This is a genomic window from Collinsella aerofaciens (assembly GCF_015554145.1).
In the GTDB taxonomy this organism is placed as follows: Bacteria; Actinomycetota; Coriobacteriia; order Coriobacteriales; family Coriobacteriaceae; genus Collinsella; species Collinsella aerofaciens_AA.
Map to the genome: position 1 here is coordinate 12,450 of NZ_JADNHZ010000011.1, position 18,229 is coordinate 30,678.

Below are 18,229 nucleotides of genomic sequence, written 5' to 3' on the forward strand. Positions count from 1 at the left end.
TAAAAACCAACAAGTTATGAAGGAATGTGATTGCCGCTGCGGCACGACATATTTTCTCGCTTGACGGAGCCCGATTATGTTCGCCGAGGGAGCGCGCCCCTCGCTTTCTATCGTTCTCTACTGAGAGGATTCATCCAATGGATTTCGTCAACTCCGCATGCGCCCGCGCCGTGGTCGCCAAGAACCAGCTCAAGAACAAGCTCGTGCGTGACTTCCGCGCCGCCAAGGCCGGCGAGCTGTCCGGCCAGGGCCTCATCGAGTACGTCCTGATCATCGCCGTCATCTCGCTCGTCGTCGTCTTCGCCGGCCCCGCCGTCGCAGGCGCCATCCGCAATCAGTTCAACAAGATTGCCACCACCCTGACCACCGGTACCACCTCCGGTTTCGGTGCCTAGTCGCCAAGACTTCGTCTATGCCCGATGGACGGGGCGATCCGTCTCGTCCATCGGGCATATTTGCCCTATTTATCTCCGCTAGAGAGGAACACTCCAATGGATTTCGTCAACTCCGCATGCGCCCGCGCCGTGGTCGCCAAGAACCAGCTCAAGAACAAGCTCGTGCGTGACTTCCGCGCCGCCAAGGCCGGCGAGCTGTCCGGCCAGGGCCTCATCGAGTACGTCCTGATCATCGCCGTCATCTCGCTCGTCGTCGTCTTCGCCGGCCCCGCCGTCGCAGGTGCCATCCGCAATCAGTTCACCAAGATTTCCGAGACCTTGAACACCGGTACCGGTACCGGCTTCGGTGCCTAGTGGCTGAGCTGCTTGCATTTTTCGGCACCGTCCGTTTCCCAAAGACGGCTGGTGCCTTTTCTTTTTAGACAGAGACTGACAGGAGACCCTATGACCGCAATCAATGGAGTAATAGGAGGTATCGGCGCGGCGTTCATCCTTGCCGCTGCCATCTTCTCGCTCGCGGCGAAGAAGCGTGATGCGGAGGAAGTCGATACCGCACAGATCCATGCCATCGAGAACGGTCTTGAGACGGACGCCGAGTGGGTCGAGGAAATCCGCGACGGGGCGTTCAAGGGGCTCGTCAGCCCTTCTGTCGCCCGCGCCGCCTGCTCCGCCTGCGATTTCAGCGATGAAGACCTCGTGGGTATCGAGAAATCCTATAAGTTCTGGGGCGGCCGCGAAGACGGCCGCTTCGATACGGGCTGTTCGGATTGGCTGCTGGGAGTCGGCCTTGTCGGCGGCATCGCCGCCGGTGCCATCGCGGGCGCCTTGACAGAGCCCGCCTTCGGCTTCTGGGTCGCCACGTTCATCAGTATCTGCGTCAATGATTTCAGGTACCGACGCATCGACCCCTACTCCATCGCCTTTCTCGCCCTTTTCGGGCTTCTCATGGGTGGCGGTGCGGATATCCCACAGAGGCTCGCCCAAGGGGTATGCCTCAGCGTGGTTCTTTATTTAGCCGCTTTCGGTGCGGAGATGGTTTGCGGGAAAGAGGCATTCGGTCTGGGGGATGTGCTTTTGCTCGGAGCGGTCGGGGCATCTGCCGTGTACAGCTCTAACGCGCTTTTGGCCGCATGCCTTGCCCTGCTGGCCGAGTGTTCCATTATCCTTGCCGTGCTGAAGATCAGGAAATCGGATACGGCGCTGCCTTTCGCTCCCCTCGCCTTCCTGCCTGCGCTCGCCTTCGTCTTGGTTGCGTGATGCCATGAAACGTTTTCCAAATTGCCATCGATGCGGAGGGCAGTCTCTCGTCGAGTTCGTCCTGTGCGCCCCGCTGCTCATCATTATGCTGTTCGCATTGCTGGACGGGTCGGCCTACTACCGCAGCGCCATGTGCGTGCGCACGGCAGCCACCGAAGCGGCCACGTTCTACACGAAGCGGCCCGATGCATCCGATGCCGATGTCAAGGCCCATGTACTCGCTTGCGTCAAGGGAACCGAAGGCATCGAGTTCTCCTTTAGCACGGAGGATGCCGGCACTGCGGAGAGCGATTATACGATGCGCGTCAAGCAATCCAGCGGCTGGAAGACTGCGGATGTGAAGACCGTTACGAAAAGCAAGGCGTTCACCTGTAAGAAGACCATTAAGACCTTCCTGCCCTCGCTTTTCGGCAAGGGAAATACCGCCACCGCCACGGCGACCGTGGTGGGCAGCTCCTCGGAAGAAGGTGTGCTGCGATGAGATTCCATCAGCTTCGCGGCCAGACGACCGTAGAGTTCGCCTTTGCGGGCATCTGGCTCATCCTTTTGATGATGGCCGTGCTGTGCTTCGGTTTCATCACCTTCCAGAAGTCCTCATTCGACTACCAGGTGTCGCATATGGCAGACGAGCTTCCCAGCGGTTGGGAGTCCATGGATGCCAAGCGGGTCGTGAAGAGCTGCGTCGCGGCCGCCTCGGGACTTTCCGAGGACGATATCGAGGTCAACTCCGCCGAAATCCATCTCGAGGACAAGGGCAGCACCGACCTCGGCAACAGCACCGCAGTGCAGCTCGGAAGCGAGCTGAAGACGACGGCCGCCAGCTATCTCGACATCAGTGCGGATATCACCGTCCACCTGGGCCGAGGTATCGGACTTGCGGGAAACGGCGGTATCCCCTACCGGAGGTCCGTGAGGCAGAGCTTCACCGTCGAGCGCCGTTGGGAGGTGGCATAGTTGGAACGATTCGGCAAGGGAACCACACGCGGGCAGGCGCTCGTAATGTTCGTCCTAGTCGCCGCCGTCCTCGTCATGGTGCTGGGGTTGGCGATCGATGCTTCGGGTGCATGGTGGAAATCGCAGCGCCAGAACGATGCGATTGAAATCGCCAAGGAGTCAGCCCTTTCGCGCAGCAACGAAATCAAGTTCAACGCCACGGACTCGACCCGCGCCCTCGACGAGATTATCTATTCTTCCCTGACGGAGAACCTTCGCGACCTCGGCGGCTCAGAGGTCTCCGTGACCTCGTGGGAGGTACCCAAAACCAAGTCCGGCAGCATGAACAGGCTTATCGGAGTCGAGGTCTCGGTTACCGGCACGTACAGGTGCGTTTTCGCCCAGACGTTCGGGTTCGCCTCGGTCCCCGTCAAGAACACCATCACGTTCACCATCAACCCGTATTCATCTACCGAGGTCTGGCGGCAGAACTCCGCCGGTCATGGCTGCAAGCTGGTCAAGTCTGCAGACAAGTCGGTGGGTCAGGAAACCTATACGACGCTCAGCATGGCCTCGGATATCTCCGATGCGCTGAACGATGCAATAAACAAGGGACTCGCGGAGCTCTCGTGAGTGCCGGAGCCATAAGCGATGAGACAGGCGCTCGCGGCGCCGGAAAGGAACACCATGTTCAACAAGAAGGATAAGGACCCCATTGAGCCTCTGGAGGGCGAGGAGGTCAAGAAAAAGGGATTTCCCGCGTTCGGTCGCAAGAAGGAGAAAGACCCTGCGGCAAAAATCGTGACGCCCGAGAAACGCCGCCGCCAGCTCTCTTGGCTCTGCGGTGCGTGCGCTGCGGTCGCGGTCGGTTCGCTGGCATTTGCGGCCGTGGAGTTCACCGTAGCCCAGGATACGGTCGCCAAGAGCCAGGCGGACATGGTCGAGATTGTCGTTCCCAAGGAGACCATCAAGTCGGGAACCCCCATCACCGCCGACATGCTCGAGGAGGCACAGGTGCCCAAGCGCTACGTGCCCGCCGATGCGGCCGATGGGTCGAGCAAGTCCGATCTTATCGGCAAGGCTCCCGTCGGCGACTTGTCGAAGGGTGTGCCGATTTCCATGGGCACCGTGCAGGGTTCGTCCAACCCGTCGTCCATCTCGCTCGCGCTCGCTTCCGGCCATGTCGCGCGAACCTTCTCTCTCGATGCCGCTGCCAGCATGTCGCCGCTGCTCAAGCCGGGTGACTATGTCACCGTGACCGCGACCTTCAAGTCCGGCAACGGCTCCACGCAGCAGACCGTCGCCTATCAGAACGTCAAGGTCCTCGCAACCGACGCCACGCTCCAGAGTTCCGACGGCTCCTCGCAGAGTGCCGGCTACTCGACCGTCACCCTTGAGCTGACGCCCGAGCAACTCTCTGAAATCGGCACCGCCGATTCCATCAGCCTCGCCGCCCAGCCGCTCAGTGAGAACCCGAAGGACGATTCCGACCCCGATGCCCTCGATGCGCAGAGCGATGGCGATTCCGGCACCGCGCCTGTCGTGGACGCCGATGATACCCCGGCTGAGGAGTAAACATGCTCGATAAGATGTACGACAACGCCGTCGCCGAGGTCATGTCGCGATGCGCCAACGACCTGCAAAATCAGGTGGCTCTCGTCGGAGAGGTGTCCGACGGCATAGAGCGCCTGCAAGACCGCGCTCTCGCATACGTCAGCCGCTCGCCAACCTTCAAGGACGCGGATGAGGACGTGAAGCGCCAGGCGGCCAAGTTCGTCGTAGACGACCTGTTCCAGCTCGGCCCCATTGAGGAGTTGCTCTGGGACCCGGAAGTGTCGGAAATCATGGTCAACTCGCCCGATCAGGTCATGGTCGAGCGCCGCGGCAAAATCACGCTCTCGGACGTTCATTTCTTCGATGAGGAACATGTCCAGAGGACTATCGCGCGAATCGTCTCCTCGGACGGGCGCAGGTGCGACAACCAGAGCCCTCTTTGCGACTGCATGCTGCATCGCACGGGGGCGCCGTTCGACGGCAGCCGCGTCAACGCCGTGGCCTTCGGTATCGCAAAACATTGGACGCTCGACGTCCGTAAGTTCCGCAACGATGCCCTCACGCCGGAATCGCTCATTGCCAACGGCTCCATGGACGAAAACATGGCGGACTTCCTGCAGGCACTCGTCCTCGCACGCATGAACATCGTCATCGAGGGCGGCACCGGCTCGGGCAAGACCACACTGCTCAACGCGCTCTCCAACTTCATCCCCGACGGCCAGCGCATCATCACGGTCGAGGACACCGCCGAGCTCAACTTGGCGAAGAGCCATGTCCTGTCGCTCCAGTCCCGCCCCGCCAACAACGAGGGCAAGGGTGAGATCACGCTCCAGCAGCTGGTCATCAACACGCTGCGCCAGCGTCCCGACCGCATCGTCGTCGGCGAGTGCCGAGGACCAGAGGCGTTCGACATGCTCCAGGCCATGAACTCGGGCCATGACGGCTCGCTCACGACCACGCACGCGAACAATCCCCGCGCCGCCCTCGACCGCCTGCAAAACCTCGTGCAGATGAGCCGAGCAGGCGCGAACATGCCCCCCGATGCCATCATGAAGATCATCACCGAGGCCGTCGACTTCGTGGTCGAGATCAAGCGTCTCCCCGACGGCAGCCGCCGCGTCAACAACATCTGCGAGGTCTGCGGCATGCAGGGCAATGTGCCTACCGTCGGCTCCATCATGAAGTTCCAGAAAACCGGCATCGATTCCAACGGGCGCATCAAGGGCGAGTTCCGCCCCACCGGTTCGCGCATCGTCTCCGAGGACCACAAGGAGCGCTTCTATTCCAACGGAGTCGAGATCAAGTCCAGCTGGTTCGATAACGGAGGGTTGTGGTAGCAATGGACCAGACCGTAGTCACCTATTTCTTCTACGGTGTCACGTATACCTTGATCATCGCGGTGCTGACGCTGTGCGTCATGGCGCTTCTCGTCTCCAGGCAGCTGCGCGTCCTCTCCGAGCGCCGCAACGTCTACCATGAGCGCGAAGAGGTTTCCAAGAAGAAGCATTCCAGCATCCTCGTCGAACTCCGTGAGGTCGCACGCCAGCATATCGAGGGCAGCGGCGTGAAGTTCTCCCTCAACGAGTTCATGAGCATCTGGGCGGCCTGCACTGCGGTGCCGCCCCTGCTCGGCATCGTCATGGGTATGAACGCGCTCGTCGTCATGCTGCTCGCGGCACTCGGAGCGTTCCTGCCGCTGTTCTTCCTGTCTGCCAAGAAGAAGCACAGCGAGAAGCGATTCGAGGAGCTTCTGGGTCAGACCATGCCGCTCATCTCGGCAAACCTCCGCGGCGGCGCGATGCTGTCGCAGGCAATCCGCCCCGTCGCGGAGAACATGGACGAGCCCATCAAGAGCGAGTTCGAACAGCTCCGTCGCGATATGGACCGCGGCATGCCCGTGGACAAGGCTCTCGACAAGCTGGCCGAGCGAAATAATTCCGCCGACCTCAAGCTGTTCGCCTCGGCTGTCCGCGCCCAAATGCGAACGGGCGGCTCGCTGGCGGATATCGTGGACTCGGTGGGCAGCACCATCCAGCAGCGCTGCGAGATGCGCCAGATGGTGCGCTCCCGCACCTCGCAGGCGCGTTTCACGGCCATCCTCATGGTCTGCGTGCCGCCCGCGCTGGGACTTGTCTTCTATGTCGGCAACGACATGTACCGCGAGTTCTATTCGAGCGCCATTGGACTGGTCGTCATTTGCATCTGCGCCCTGCTCGAGGTCCTCGGCTATTTCATCGCCAACAAGATGCTCGACATCAAGACCGACTAGGAGTGGTTCATATGATCGTAGACGGAACAACTATCGGCCTTATCGGCGCGGGGTCGCTCGCGGCGGGTCTCAGCACCACTCTGGCGGTGCAGAAGAAATTCGGTATCGAGGTTCGAACTCTCAACCAGAAGACGCTCAAGCAGCGCAGCGAGGAGATGCAGGACCGCTTCAAATTCGGTCAGCCGTTCCAGGGGTCTGCCCTTTTCGGGGCAATGTCGCGCGAGCAGGAGGAGTGCCAGCGAGAGGCGCTCATGCGCTCCGGCCTTAAGATTTCGGCGCTGATGTTTTGGGCCTCGAAGATTATCTGCATCGTCGTGGGCATCATGGTCGGCGTACTCATCGGCACCAAGCTGAGCGGCCTTGCGACCATTGCGGCGGGCGGTCTGGGCGGCATGGTCGGGTATATCCTGCCCGAGCTCTACCTGCTCCAGAAGCGCCGCGAATGGCGCAATAACATCGAGCGCGAGCTGCCCAATGCACTCGACCTTATGTCCATCTCGATGGCCGCAGGCTCAACGTTCGACGATGCCGTGCGCACAGTGGCCGAGAACTCCGAGGGAGCGCTCGCCGAGGGCTTCCGCGACGTACTGGCCAACGCCCGCTTCATGGATATCACCGATGCGCTCAAGCAGTTCGCCTCCAATGCCGGCGTGCAGCCGCTCACCATCTTCGTGGCCTCCCTTATCCAGGCACGCCAGACCGGAGCCGAGTTCGTCGAGGTGCTCGAGAATCAGGCTCAGACGGTGCGCACGTACCGCAGGCAGAAGCTGGAGGAGGAAATCAACAAGATCGGCACCAAGATGCTCATTCCGATCATCTTCCTAATCTTCCCCGCCCTGTTCGGCGTGCTTCTGTCGCCTGCGGCCATGTCGGCTATCCAGGCTATGGGCAGCCTGTAGGTAAGGGGGTTTCAGATGCTCGATGCTATTGAATCGGCTCTGCTCGTTCTTCTCGTTGTCTTGCTGGCGTTTATCTGGCTCGTGCCTATCGCCGGAAAATGGAAGGTCTATGGGAAGCTCGGTATGCCCGGCTGGTATTCGATTGTCCCGGTCTTTGCCGACTACAAGCTGTGCGAGCGCGTGCATCGCGACGACGGTACAAGGACGTTTCTCATGGCGTATCTTATCGTGCTCATCTGCTCGTGGGTGTTCTGCTGGGTCGATACGCTTAGCTGGATGCTTGCATTGGTTCAGCTCGTGATGACAATAATCGTGCTTAACGATCTGTCCCATGCCTTCGGGAAGGAGACCGGCTATACGATCGGGTTGGTCATCTTTGGCTTCGTGTTCTGGACGATGCTTGGGTTCGGGGCAAGCGAGCCGGTCGATCTGGATGGCGATGCGGACGATGAGTCCTAGGGGTTAAGAGGGATAATAACAAGGTGTTTTGCTACGGGGCGCTCATTAGGGGCGCCCCGTTTGTTTTGCTGGGTGATTGGCAGCGGCTTGTGGCAGTGTAGCTGTGTAGACGTGTAGCTCGGTAGCCGCATAGGTGGGTGAATGAGAACAAAGATAATAAGAAGAGTATTAAGAATAAGAAAGACAAAGGGGAGTTCTAGAGTCGCGCAGATGAAGATGATAATAACAAGTAGCTGTGCCGCGGGGCGTCAAATGGGTACGCCCCTTTTGTTTGGCTGGGAGTTTTGCGAGTAGCCGTGTGGGTCGGTAGGTGTTTGGCGATGTGAGTCGGGCTACTTCTGTCCCGTGCGGGTTGACGGCATATGTGGGGATTGAGAATCGAGGGAGAATAGAATCCCCTGATTTAGGAGATGAGTCGGATGGGTTCTCAAATCACTAAAATCCCCTCTATCTGCGGAGACCAATACCCTGGTATCGGATATCAGGTGGATTGCGGCGAGTCGGTTCGCGTTGCGATGGCATGGCCTTCTGCTTCTGCTGGGGGCTGGCGCAGCCTCACCATGGAGGTACCGAAACAGCTCAGTCTCGAGACTGAGTTGAACGGTGTTTCGGTGGAGGCGCTCTTGAAATCCGCAGGTGAGCTATTTGAAGATAACGACCTCGATGGGTTCAGGCAATTCGAGCAAATGCTCGGGGATAAGTTGCCCAGTACGGTCGTACGGCTATTTGCCCGCTATGCGCCTGTCGATTTGACCCACGCGGGCAACGCGGAGGCATGTCGCGCTGAAATCGAGGAATTTCTCGGTGGAGATATCCCCGAGCTCGAAACTGGGGACACGGTAATAGCATCTGGGAAATTCCGCGCCGTACTTGTACCTGTGGGCTCCGATCCCGTTGCCATTGGAATCGACAGCGGGCAAGACATTATGAATCACGTCGGGGGCTTCTTCAACGAGGCTACGGGGAACATGCCCTGCGATAGGGGTAAGGGAATCGTGCCGTTGGATGTCTTTCCATTCAATGTCTCGATATACGTCAATGGTAGGACTATCTCTCCTAATAGGTCTCTTTCCGTCCCTCAGCCTACCTGTCAGCCTAATCGTGCCTTCTACGCAACCGAGAGCATGGAAAAAGAAGGCTGCCGTTCTTCAGTTGACGGCAAACCTGTGGTCGCCGGTCTGCCCATGTCCGTGCTTTACGGAAATATCGTCGTCAATGGCTTCAATCCCGACCGTGCTTGTGACAGGTCTCTCACCGATGGCGAGATGATGGATGTCATGAATTACTTCCAGCGCGAGAGTCCCCGCGGCAGCGGGCGCGAGGTCGCTCTTATCGTACAAAACGGTCTGTATGGCGAGTTGAGGGAGTCGCTTACTCATGACTCCCCTAACGGACCGGAGGTTGTTGACGTTCGCGATAACGTCGAGTCGCTCGATGATCTCATGGAGCAGAAGGTCGAGGTAGCTGAGGGAAACGAACTTGGCGAGGACCTGGACGTATCCAACGGGGAACGCTAAGGAATAAGGATAATAACAAGCTGCATTGACGTGGGACGTCTTTTGGGGACGTCCCGTTTGCTTTACCGGGTGTTTGACGTGTAGCCGTGTAGCGCGGTAGCTGCGTAGCTAGATAGACATGTGGTTGCTTAAGTCCCCGGAAAAGGCTACTTCTGTCCCTCAGTGGGTCGATGGGGAGACATCCGTTTATGTTCGAGATGGATTGTCCGAGCGTGAATGGGAGCTACCTATGGCCAAGAGAACCTATGGCAAATATCAAGGAAAGAGTCCGACCGAGAAGCTGACGGATGCCCGTCAGGCGCTCTTCGATGCGCTTCTCGCGGACATGGAGCGCGAGGGCTCCCGATGGGTCAAGGAGTGGTCGTTCCCCCACCCGCCCATGAACGGCGCTACAGGTGAGGGCTACGGGCCGCGAAATACCGCCATGCTCATGTACGCCATGAGGGACGGAGGCTTCAGGGACCCGCGATTCGCCACGTTCAAGATGGCATCGGTTAAGGGCTGCCATATCATCAAGGGGTCGCACGGCTACCCCATCGAACGCTGGAAGCGCATGCTCGTAAGCAGGACGGACCCGACCGCCCGCCTCAAGCAGCCCAAGACCAAAGAGGAATGGGATATCGCCCTCGCAAATCCCGAATACAAGGCCGAGCCGCGCTGCGTCGGCACGTTCACGGTGTTCAATGCCGAGCAGATGGAGAACACGGAAAACCTCGTCTCCGTTGAGGGCTTCAAACCCATCGAGCCCGATCGCGTGGCCGACGGCATCGTCAAGGCATCGCCCTGCCCCGTAATCGAGACGCCGAACGCCGAGGCGTTCTACCTGCCCGGCGCAGACAAGATCTACGTCCCGCAGCGCAACCAGTTTACGAACGTGGAGTCGTTCTGCCGAACGCTGCTCCACGAGATGGGGCACGCCACGGGCCATCCGAGCAGAAACAACCGCGAGCAGTGCGGATTGAAGAAGGATCGGCAGAAGTACGCCTTCGAGGAACTCATCGCCGAGCTCTCGAGTGTGTTCACCGCGAACGCCATCGGTCTCGATCTCCGTAACGTCGACGACGACAAACCCCTTGCCGCCAACGAGGTCGATGCCATGTCGAACTCGGCTGCCTACCTCAAGAGTTGGTCCCAGGAGTTCAAGGATCCGGGCGGCGAGCTACTGAAGGCCGCATCGCGGGCGAGCAAGGCGACCGATTACCTCGTGGAAGACTGCTTCATCCCGAAGCTCGGCAAGGACTACTTCAAGTCCCCGGAACACGCTACCGAGGCGGTAGCCGACGTCGATATGGAACGCGACGCTGAGGCTGAGGTCGAGCAGGGAGACGATGGGTTCAGTCTCGACGAGCTGTGTGAGTCCAAATGTGATGAAGCGGACATCGCCAACGGCACTGGGCGGAGCGATACGGCATCCGTTAATTATGAGGAAGGACGATAGCCATGCTTGAGGATCTGGAAATCAATTCGTTCGATGATCTGAAAACCGCACTAGGTGAGGCTCTGCACAATGGCGCGGCTTCACCTGAGGCGGCAGATTACCTGATGGAGCGATTCGAAGTCCTCTGCATGGATATCGACAACGTGTTTCTCGCCATATCCGCCAATGACATCAAGGAATACTATCCGAACCTGTCGCTCGATGAAGCCCGCGAAGTGCGCGATAACGCCAACGAGAACCTATGGAACTCGGGTGGATATGACGACATCAACGATGTGGCTTGGGGGCAAATCAAAGCCGAGGTCAAGTGCGTGCGGGATGCGCGTCATGACTCTCGTTGCGAAGAGACGAGTCTCGACGACCTTGCTGAAGCGTATGGCGATGAGGGTGCTTGCCAAGAAAGCTGCGGCTCGCGCGATACGGAGGGCATCCCGAGGTAGATGCTACTTCTGTCCCCTGGGGCGACTCGGGCGGACAGGGCTTCATGCTAGTCATTAAGTTATCAATTCGCGTGATGGAGGAACCATGAGCGAGCAGAACAACATGAACAAGGGCAAGGTCCGCATTGACTTCCCGCCGAAGTGGGTGACTGCTGAGAAGGCCAACGGTGAGCCGTATACCATCTCCAACGGCAAGGGCGAGTCTTGGCCTGCCGTCAAGTGCACCCTTCCTAGCGGCACAAAGGTCGATAGCAAGGACCTCTCCGGCTTCAGCTTCACCACGTTCCAGAAGCCGTGGAACAAGACCGATATCGAGGCTGGAAAGGGTACGGGCGTCTTCGTCAATGCGGACCGCAACGTGAGCCTCTTCAAGTACGATCAGGACGGTCAGCGCCACGATGAGTCCGTGGAGCCGCAGAAGCTCTCCGATGCCGTCGAGGCCGCCCGTGCGGAGTACCGCGAGCAGCACCAGAGCCACGACCGCTCCCAGGAGCAGGAGACCGGTCTCGATGAGCTGTGCGAGCAGAAGACGGCCGAGGCAAATGAGCGCGAGAGCGGCTCTCAGGACCGCAGCTCCCAGAACGTCCAGCGCTGAGTCTAGACAGCCATTGGATGCGGGGAGGGATGGATTTTCATCCCTCCCCTTTTCGTTTGGCGCAAAGGCTACTTTCGTCCCCTTTTCAGTGCGCGTTGACCTTCAAAAGTACGCTGGGATACATCAAGTAATTAGAGAGATGGAGTAGCTATGTCTGAGGTCAAGCCGACCATTGCCGAGCTGTATGAGTCCGGCGGTCTGGATATGTGGCTCGTCAACAAAATCGCCCATAACGAGCTGGATAAACGCAAGGGCGATACCCGTAGCTCGGTATATGCACTCGCATCCGAAAACATCGACTGCTATACCGATTCCAGATGCAGCGAAATAATCGAGAACTATGCTGCTGTCCTCGATTCTCAATTGACTGCCGAGGATTACGGCGGCGGCAAGATTTCTTCTGAGTTCATACTCGGTTCTGCTATCGCTCTTGGTGCGGCATCTCAAGCTCGAGCTGATATTGAATATTTCGATCAGGAGTTCAAGTCTCGAGCCTTTATTGAGCTTTCTGATCTCGGCATGCCTGAACTGCAATCGAGCTGTCGTGATGCGGACGAATATGCGCTTGCCGGAGTCAATCCCGATAGCAAGTTCCCCATCGGTTTCGTCTCCGTTCAAGATGTAGCGGACACAGTCAACGAACTCGGCTCCGAGCATATGAAAGAGACGCTCAAACCTGCTGCCCTCGAGAAGGTAGCCGTTAGTCTTGCGGAAGCAGAACAGCGCATCGAACGGGACGATCTCGCCGCGGGGATCGCATTCAACGCGGGGCTTGAGATGGGATATATCGAGGATAAACGAGGGGAACAGGGTCTCGATGATATCTGTTCGGCGAAAAGCGAGGAAGCTGTCCTTGTCTCTGACGGTGATGAGGTCAGTCGCGTTGGAATCGAAAACGAAATTTGACAGTCTAGGAAACGGAAAATAAGGAGGCCGATATGAACGGTGGGTCTTGCAGCCTCTATATCGAGGGCAAGGGAAAGGTTTCCGTCAGTATCGGCGGCGGCCCGTGTATGCCCAGCATCAGTTTTACCGGACTTCACGGACACGGAGCCGTCGGCTACAACATCGCTCGCGTATGCGAGAAGGCAGCTATCCGCTGCGCCCTGCGCAGCGCCGGCTTCGATATCCCGAGGGCCAGTATTCGCATCGATATCGACGTGTCTGCGCATGAATTCGGACATATGTGTATCGAGAACGCCTGCGCCCAGGGCATCGCCATCGCGAGCGGTCAGGCGGAGATGCCGGCCGGCGGGCGCGTCAGCGCCGTGGAAATCGAAATCGACGGCTCAACGCTTGGCCTGGAGCCGATAAAGGACGGCATCGAGCGCGGGCTGGATGACCTTTGCGATGAGAAGCAGGCCGAGGCGGATTTGGTCGAGGGGATGGCTGACCGCGATAGGCAGTTTGAGCATAAGGAGAGCAGACGATGAGCAAGATCGGAAACATCAGGGTCGACGTCGCGGCGAGTGATGCGGCCTATTACGCATACGCCCCGCATGACAGTGTTACCCTGCCGATGGCGCCTGATGACCTGCAGAATGTCATCAACGTGATGACTTATTTCGGCAGGCACGACTATGCCATCGAGGATATTCAGACATCCGGCAAGTTCGACAAGTTGCACTTCGCCGAGGACGGGTGTGTGGACCTGCGGGCGCTCAATGCCATGGCGGCGTGCGTCAAGAGAAATCCCGACCTCGATTATGATGCCGTGCGCGACTACTGCGACAACTTCGATGTCCCCGTCGACCCGCTTATGGTCGGCAACGTCATCATGCAGACCGATGAGATGCCGTTTAGCGGCTATTCGGTCGATGTCGATAGCGCGAACCCGCTGCCCAGCGACCTGTGGCGGGCATACGGCCTCACGCTCCTCGACCAAGCCAGCGAAGAGCTCGAGGCGTGCGTGAACGACAGCCATCTCTCCCCCGCCTCGAAGGCCAGCCTCTTGAGTATCGGCAAGTTGCTCGACAATGTGCCTGCCGAGGCATTGGGCGCCTGGATGGCGGCGGGCGGAGATGTGTGCCTGGGCCAAAGCGGCTATTTCGACCGCAACTCAAAAGAGGTCGATTTGATGAAATTCGATTTGGATGAGCTCGAGCAGGCGGCTTTCGAGGGCGACCGCGATTTCGCGGCCGACCGCATCGTCGTCTATGTCGAGAGCCGCGACATGACCGAGATGGGTTTCAGCCTCGCCCATCAGTTGACGCTGCCGATGGATGAAGGAGAACTCGACGGTGCCCTTCAGGACATAGCGGATATGGAGGGGGTCGCAGCGGCCGATATCGTCATGTCTGACTATGAGCTCCACGGGCGGTTCAGCGAATACTCCTTGCATGATTTCGACATGGGCGAGTCCATTGCAGACATGAACCGCTTCGCACAGGTCGTTGTGAACAACCCCGAACTCAGCGTCGGGGAGCTCTTCTACTACAACGATGACCATGAAATCTATGACATCGACGCCATCATCGGGTCCGCCGAGAAGATGATTGCCTTGCAAGGGGCTCCAGATGGGGACTTGTGCCTCGATGACCTTGCTGAAGCGAAGGGCGATGAGGCGGAGATGGTCAATGAGGGTATCGGGACTATCGGCGCCGGCACTCTTGAGGGCGGCGATCGATGATGGATACGATTATCGCCGTGCTGGTGCCCGTTAACGCCGAATGCCGCGAAGTCGAGCTGCCGGTCGATGAGAATGGGAGCTGTAGCGCCGCACTCAAGGGAATTGTCGGCGAGCGGGCCGTCAATGTATCCCAAGAGCTGCCCGACAAGTCTTTGGGAGATGCGGTCTGCGTCTATGTCAATGCTGAAGGGCGGGCGGCTTGTCCTGCCAACCGTGCAATCTGGGCCACCCAGGAGATGGCGGACGAGGATCGTAAGTCCCCTTTCACCGGCCAGACCGTAGTGGCGGACGACCCGGCCGATGTGCTGTACGGCGATTTCGTTGTGGTGGGCTATGAACCGTATGAGGGGACGGAATGCTCCCTTTCCGATAAGGAAGTGCAGGACGTCGTTGATTTGTTCAGCGGTCGCGGCGGCCCGTACTCGGGCGTGTCGGCGCTCGGCTATATGGAATGCATGAAACCCGACCCAAAGCTCAGGGAGCAGGACGAGTGGAACAACGAGTCCTCGCAGATCGATGAGTTCATCTGCTATAAGAAGGACGAGGCGGCACTGTACAACCAACGTCTCGAGGACGAATATTCCAACTCGTACGACGATAGCTGGCAGAACTCGTACGACGATACGGAGTGGTAGCCATGGGTGCTGTGAGCTACGGACAGGCCGGGTACGTGGGAACCTCCATGAGCGTCCGCGCCCGGGCGGCATATGAGTCGGGCGAGATGCCGATGTCGAAGTGGACGCGCGGCGCCATCATCTCGGCCATCAAGGACTACTGCGACGATTTCGACCTTGCCTACGATTCTAAGATCGAGTCGATGACCAGGGCGCAGCTCGCCGATAGGTATCTCGAATATAAGTCCTGGCACCATACGGGGCGGTTCGCACGCGGGACCGAGTTTTTCGGATTGGATGAGGATGCGGTCTGCGCGGCCTTCCCCGAGGTGGGACCAGATCAAGTTACCGAGCGAGATGAGATTGGAATAGACGGATTACTTGAATCCAAAAGCGTAGAGGCGGGGCTATCGGAGGAAGTCGGGCTAGTGAGGGAGTCAGGCTGCCGGTAGGCGGATTTGCAGAGATCCGCCCCCTATATCATCCCCTGCTTTCGGAGCAGGTCTTCTAGAATCTCACAGATTTTCGCGTCTTTGGCCTGCTGCTCCCTCTCAAGCTCCTGCTTGTAGTAGCTGTCAAGGTCTGGCTCCCATGTGCTGTACTGCTCGGCAAACTTTCTGCGCGACATGAGGTCGAGGATTAGGTAGACGATATAGGCGATTGCTAAAAGGACGATTACCGCCATGAGGATGTAAGCCAACGAGTTCCTCCAAGTGAATCTATATTCGAGCACATTCTAGCAGTTTCGGCAGGTTGCGGAAGGCACGGGTGTTGCCGCAGCGGCAAGTCTGAGCGGGGCGGTTGAGCAATGAGTATCCTCGGGAATAATCGCCAGAGCTAGCGGAGGATGATATGAAATTCAATCTCAAAAGGTATATCTCAAGCCCTGATGCCCTCAAGGGAGGGCTTCTGGCCAGTCTTTTCGGACTTCTACCGACGATCGGGTTGGGTGCCGAGTACCTCTTTATAAATGTCACCCATGGCATCGATTTCGCCACGGACGGCCGTCTAGGCGAAGGACGAATCTCGGGAATGATTTCCGTTTTGAACATCAATACCCTATGGCTTCCGCTCACGGGGTTTCTTTTGCTCGTGCCGGCAGTGAGGAATAACAAGGCGGCGCGCATCGCGATCGCCTGCCTTCAGGTCGCCGGTTCCGTCATCAACATCAACCGCGGCTTGGACACGCAGGCGTTTCTCGAACTGATTATCGCGGCGGTCGCGGTGTTGGGCATTTCGAATTACACTGCCGCTTCTAATGACTTGGGGGATATCGATGAGTAAGGGCAACGGTAAGAATCTCGCAAAAGACCCGTATAAAGACATTTCCTTCTCGCGCCGCGGGTTGTTCGCGGCGCTGGCGGTCGTTGCTGGCCTCGGCGCGGTGCCTGCACGGTCTGCCATGGCAAAGGAACTGTGGTTTCGCGGTGAGCACATCAGCCCGCAGCCGAATTCGTATTATTTCGGCGGCTGCTTCACTTCCAACGGCTACACACATTGCGTTACGCATCCAGACCGAACACAGGGTGCGAATAACTACGGCCGCGGCTTCGCACACGGATGGATAACTTGGGTTGCCGCCGATAGGTTTACCTATCAAGGCTGGGATAGCCCTTATCTCCAAGCGCTCGGCTACTCCCTGTGCCTGCTCGTCGAGTGCGACTACTCGAACGAGCTGTACGACCATATCAAAGCGCATCCCTATATGGCCTGCGCGGACATAAACCGCCAAAATGCGAACCGCCTGTGGAAGAACATTCATGCCGATGATAATGACGGCCAGCTTTTCCTGAACAACAACCGGCTTTCGACTTTTCGCGGAGACATGCTCGATACGGACGCGGGCGCGGGAGTCAGCCAGAATAACGGGCATTGGGATATCGTCGGGTACGATGACTATTCGTATGAAAAACCGGAATTGTTCATGCGCCGCTGCGCCAACGAGGCCGTGAACACGTTTCGAGCCGAGGTCGACGTCAAAAACGTGATGAGGAACAACAGGGATGGCACGCCGGACCACGAAAAAGACCTCCGCGAGGTCACGGGTGACATCGATATCGATACCGAGAAAATCAATATCAGGAACGACGTGACGCTTTACGGCGGTGTCTTCAAGCTCTCGCCTTTGGCGTTCCCCAACGCCATGGTGGATGTCGGGCAGGGCGGCTATGTCAGCGGTAAGCCTATTACCCAATGGGGCAACGGTCGAGGACTGTGTTTCTGGAAGGACTACGATGGCGCCAACCAGATGTGGGCCTTCAAGCCTTATCTCGATGACGGGGTGGGCGCCTTCACGTTCGCCCTCGGGAGCCTCATCGGTCCCAAATTGGTCCAGACGCTCAACAATAACGGTCATGTTAACGCCAATAGCTCTTGGAAAAACGGTACTATGGAGACGGGCAGTGCCGTCATTTGGGACATTCGAAAGGCAGCAGGTAGAGAGAATTCCTGGTGGATTGATCATGAACCGTCTGCCACGAACGAAACCGACCATACGTGCTATTTCCTCACCTCGGATGCTGATGGCCAGCGCCTCGACACCCTCGGCGCTTCTGCGAACGGCGCTGCCGTCCGCGTGTCGAGCTATGCTTGCCCAGGCGTTTGGGGTGGTCAGAAGAACGCCCAGTTCAAACTTATCGAGGCACGCTGCGGCGGCTACGTGAAAAACAGTAAGAAGACCGCCAAGATCGGCGATAGCGTCACCTGTGTCGGGTTCATGCCCGATTCAAATGAGACACCCACGCTGTCTCCTAACGGATGGGCGCATAATGTCACAAACCGCAAGGAGCTGCCGCCGCAGCCGATGTATCGCTGGTATGTGACCCGCGATGTGGTCGATATCCCCGATGACGATGATGCGGTCATCATGGCAGGCTGCTGGGTATCTACTTGGGGCAAGCAGACCGAGGCCGCCGCACACCGCCATATCGGATATCCGCACGGTGGGCATTCCATCTACAACCTCGCCTTGCATGTCGAGGGGTCGCAATTCGCGGGTTCGATCTGCTACGCGGCTAGGGCTTGGGATTCCTCGGTCTGGGTGACTGGTCGGGATGGCGCGGAGATCTGTGGCTCCCCTATCGCTGAGGTCAAGATCTGGCTTACCGGCGAGCTGGCCGAGAACTATGACCTGTGCTATCGTTCCATCCCGCTCGCCGTCAAGATGACTGCGGATACCGTGCGCTACATCCGTTGGACCGAGGTCGTCTCGGACGGCGTGGTGGGCGTCA

General features: G+C 58.5%; 23 protein-coding genes. 22 read left to right on the forward strand and 1 reads right to left on the reverse strand.

The window, feature by feature from the left end; genetic code table 11:
- The first annotated feature begins 137 nt into the window (after window positions 1-137).
- The 20 genes from I2E13_RS05670 (at window position 138) to I2E13_RS05765 (ending at window position 15,451) form a co-directional block, all read left to right on the forward strand.
- On the forward strand, window positions 138-395 hold the full coding sequence (locus I2E13_RS05670) for a Flp family type IVb pilin (protein ID WP_229057846.1): 258 nt from the start codon (window positions 138-140) through the stop codon (window positions 393-395).
- A gap of 96 nt (window positions 396-491) precedes the next feature.
- Window positions 492-749 carry a Flp family type IVb pilin gene (locus I2E13_RS05675; protein WP_117848521.1) on the forward strand — a complete coding sequence of 86 codons (258 nt, stop codon included), beginning with the start codon at window positions 492-494 and terminating at the stop codon, window positions 747-749.
- Window positions 750-839: 90 nt separating this feature from the next.
- Complete coding sequence (locus I2E13_RS05680) at window positions 840-1,652, forward strand: prepilin peptidase (RefSeq protein ID WP_195404454.1); 813 nt, start codon at window positions 840-842, stop codon at window positions 1,650-1,652.
- 4 nt (window positions 1,653-1,656) lie between these two features.
- Window positions 1,657-2,133 carry a TadE family protein gene (locus I2E13_RS05685; protein ID WP_195404455.1) on the forward strand — a complete coding sequence of 159 codons (477 nt, stop codon included), beginning with the start codon at window positions 1,657-1,659 and terminating at the stop codon, window positions 2,131-2,133.
- Window positions 2,130-2,606 (forward strand): TadE family protein, encoded by a 477-nt coding sequence (locus I2E13_RS05690; RefSeq protein WP_195404456.1) that lies wholly within the window; start codon window positions 2,130-2,132, stop codon window positions 2,604-2,606. Before I2E13_RS05685 ends, I2E13_RS05690 begins: the two co-directional genes overlap by 4 nt.
- Complete coding sequence (locus I2E13_RS05695) at window positions 2,607-3,218, forward strand: hypothetical protein (RefSeq protein ID WP_195404457.1); 612 nt, start codon at window positions 2,607-2,609, stop codon at window positions 3,216-3,218.
- A gap of 54 nt (window positions 3,219-3,272) precedes the next feature.
- Window positions 3,273-4,160 (forward strand): Flp pilus assembly protein CpaB, encoded by an 888-nt coding sequence (cpaB, locus tag I2E13_RS05700; RefSeq protein WP_195404458.1) that lies wholly within the window; start codon window positions 3,273-3,275, stop codon window positions 4,158-4,160.
- 2 nt (window positions 4,161-4,162) lie between these two features.
- A complete protein-coding gene (locus I2E13_RS05705; protein ID WP_195404459.1) occupies window positions 4,163-5,476 on the forward strand; it encodes a CpaF family protein in 1,314 nt (437 codons plus the stop codon).
- Between the two features lie 2 nt (window positions 5,477-5,478).
- Window positions 5,479-6,408 (forward strand): type II secretion system F family protein, encoded by a 930-nt coding sequence (locus I2E13_RS05710; protein ID WP_195404460.1) that lies wholly within the window; start codon window positions 5,479-5,481, stop codon window positions 6,406-6,408.
- An 11-nt stretch (window positions 6,409-6,419) separates the two neighbouring features.
- Window positions 6,420-7,307 (forward strand): type II secretion system F family protein, encoded by an 888-nt coding sequence (locus I2E13_RS05715; protein WP_195404461.1) that lies wholly within the window; start codon window positions 6,420-6,422, stop codon window positions 7,305-7,307.
- Between the two features lie 15 nt (window positions 7,308-7,322).
- Window positions 7,323-7,766 (forward strand): DUF5684 domain-containing protein, encoded by a 444-nt coding sequence (locus tag I2E13_RS05720; protein ID WP_117848512.1) that lies wholly within the window; start codon window positions 7,323-7,325, stop codon window positions 7,764-7,766.
- Window positions 7,767-8,185: 419 nt separating this feature from the next.
- Window positions 8,186-9,283 carry a hypothetical protein gene (locus tag I2E13_RS05725; protein ID WP_195404462.1) on the forward strand — a complete coding sequence of 366 codons (1,098 nt, stop codon included), beginning with the start codon at window positions 8,186-8,188 and terminating at the stop codon, window positions 9,281-9,283.
- 229 nt (window positions 9,284-9,512) lie between these two features.
- On the forward strand, window positions 9,513-10,721 hold the full coding sequence (locus I2E13_RS05730) for an ArdC family protein (RefSeq protein ID WP_195404463.1): 1,209 nt from the start codon (window positions 9,513-9,515) through the stop codon (window positions 10,719-10,721).
- Window positions 10,722-10,723: 2 nt separating this feature from the next.
- On the forward strand, window positions 10,724-11,161 hold the full coding sequence (locus I2E13_RS05735; RefSeq protein WP_117843411.1) for a hypothetical protein: 438 nt from the start codon (window positions 10,724-10,726) through the stop codon (window positions 11,159-11,161).
- An 85-nt stretch (window positions 11,162-11,246) separates the two neighbouring features.
- Window positions 11,247-11,756 carry a hypothetical protein gene (locus tag I2E13_RS05740; protein WP_195404464.1) on the forward strand — a complete coding sequence of 170 codons (510 nt, stop codon included), beginning with the start codon at window positions 11,247-11,249 and terminating at the stop codon, window positions 11,754-11,756.
- 150 nt (window positions 11,757-11,906) lie between these two features.
- On the forward strand, window positions 11,907-12,662 hold the full coding sequence (locus I2E13_RS05745; protein WP_195404465.1) for a hypothetical protein: 756 nt from the start codon (window positions 11,907-11,909) through the stop codon (window positions 12,660-12,662).
- A gap of 32 nt (window positions 12,663-12,694) precedes the next feature.
- Complete coding sequence (locus I2E13_RS05750; protein ID WP_195404466.1) at window positions 12,695-13,189, forward strand: hypothetical protein; 495 nt, start codon at window positions 12,695-12,697, stop codon at window positions 13,187-13,189.
- Window positions 13,186-14,385, forward strand: a complete 1,200-nt coding sequence (locus I2E13_RS05755; RefSeq protein WP_195404467.1) for a hypothetical protein — start codon at window positions 13,186-13,188, stop codon at window positions 14,383-14,385. Before I2E13_RS05750 ends, I2E13_RS05755 begins: the two co-directional genes overlap by 4 nt.
- Entirely contained in the window at window positions 14,382-15,020 is a 639-nt protein-coding gene (locus I2E13_RS05760) for a DUF3846 domain-containing protein (RefSeq protein WP_195404468.1), read from the forward strand. The genes I2E13_RS05755 and I2E13_RS05760 overlap by 4 nt, the downstream gene beginning before the upstream one ends.
- 2 nt (window positions 15,021-15,022) lie before the next feature.
- Window positions 15,023-15,451, forward strand: a complete 429-nt coding sequence (locus I2E13_RS05765; RefSeq protein ID WP_195404469.1) for a hypothetical protein — start codon at window positions 15,023-15,025, stop codon at window positions 15,449-15,451.
- A 23-nt stretch (window positions 15,452-15,474) separates the two neighbouring features.
- Here the strand turns inward: I2E13_RS05765 and I2E13_RS05770 are convergent, their stop codons facing one another.
- Complete coding sequence (locus I2E13_RS05770) at window positions 15,475-15,699, reverse strand: hypothetical protein (protein ID WP_195404470.1); 225 nt, start codon at window positions 15,697-15,699, stop codon at window positions 15,475-15,477.
- A 152-nt stretch (window positions 15,700-15,851) separates the two neighbouring features.
- Here I2E13_RS05770 and I2E13_RS05775 point away from each other — a divergent pair, with 152 nt between their 5' ends.
- Both I2E13_RS05775 and I2E13_RS05780 read left to right on the forward strand, forming a co-directional pair.
- The gene (locus I2E13_RS05775; protein ID WP_195404471.1) at window positions 15,852-16,283 is read left to right on the forward strand and encodes a hypothetical protein; all 432 of its coding nucleotides are present in this window, start codon (window positions 15,852-15,854) and stop codon (window positions 16,281-16,283) included.
- On the forward strand, window positions 16,276-18,229 hold a 1,954-nt coding region (locus I2E13_RS05780; protein WP_229057847.1), incomplete at its 3' end, for a BRCT domain-containing protein. The genes I2E13_RS05775 and I2E13_RS05780, both read left to right, overlap by 8 nt.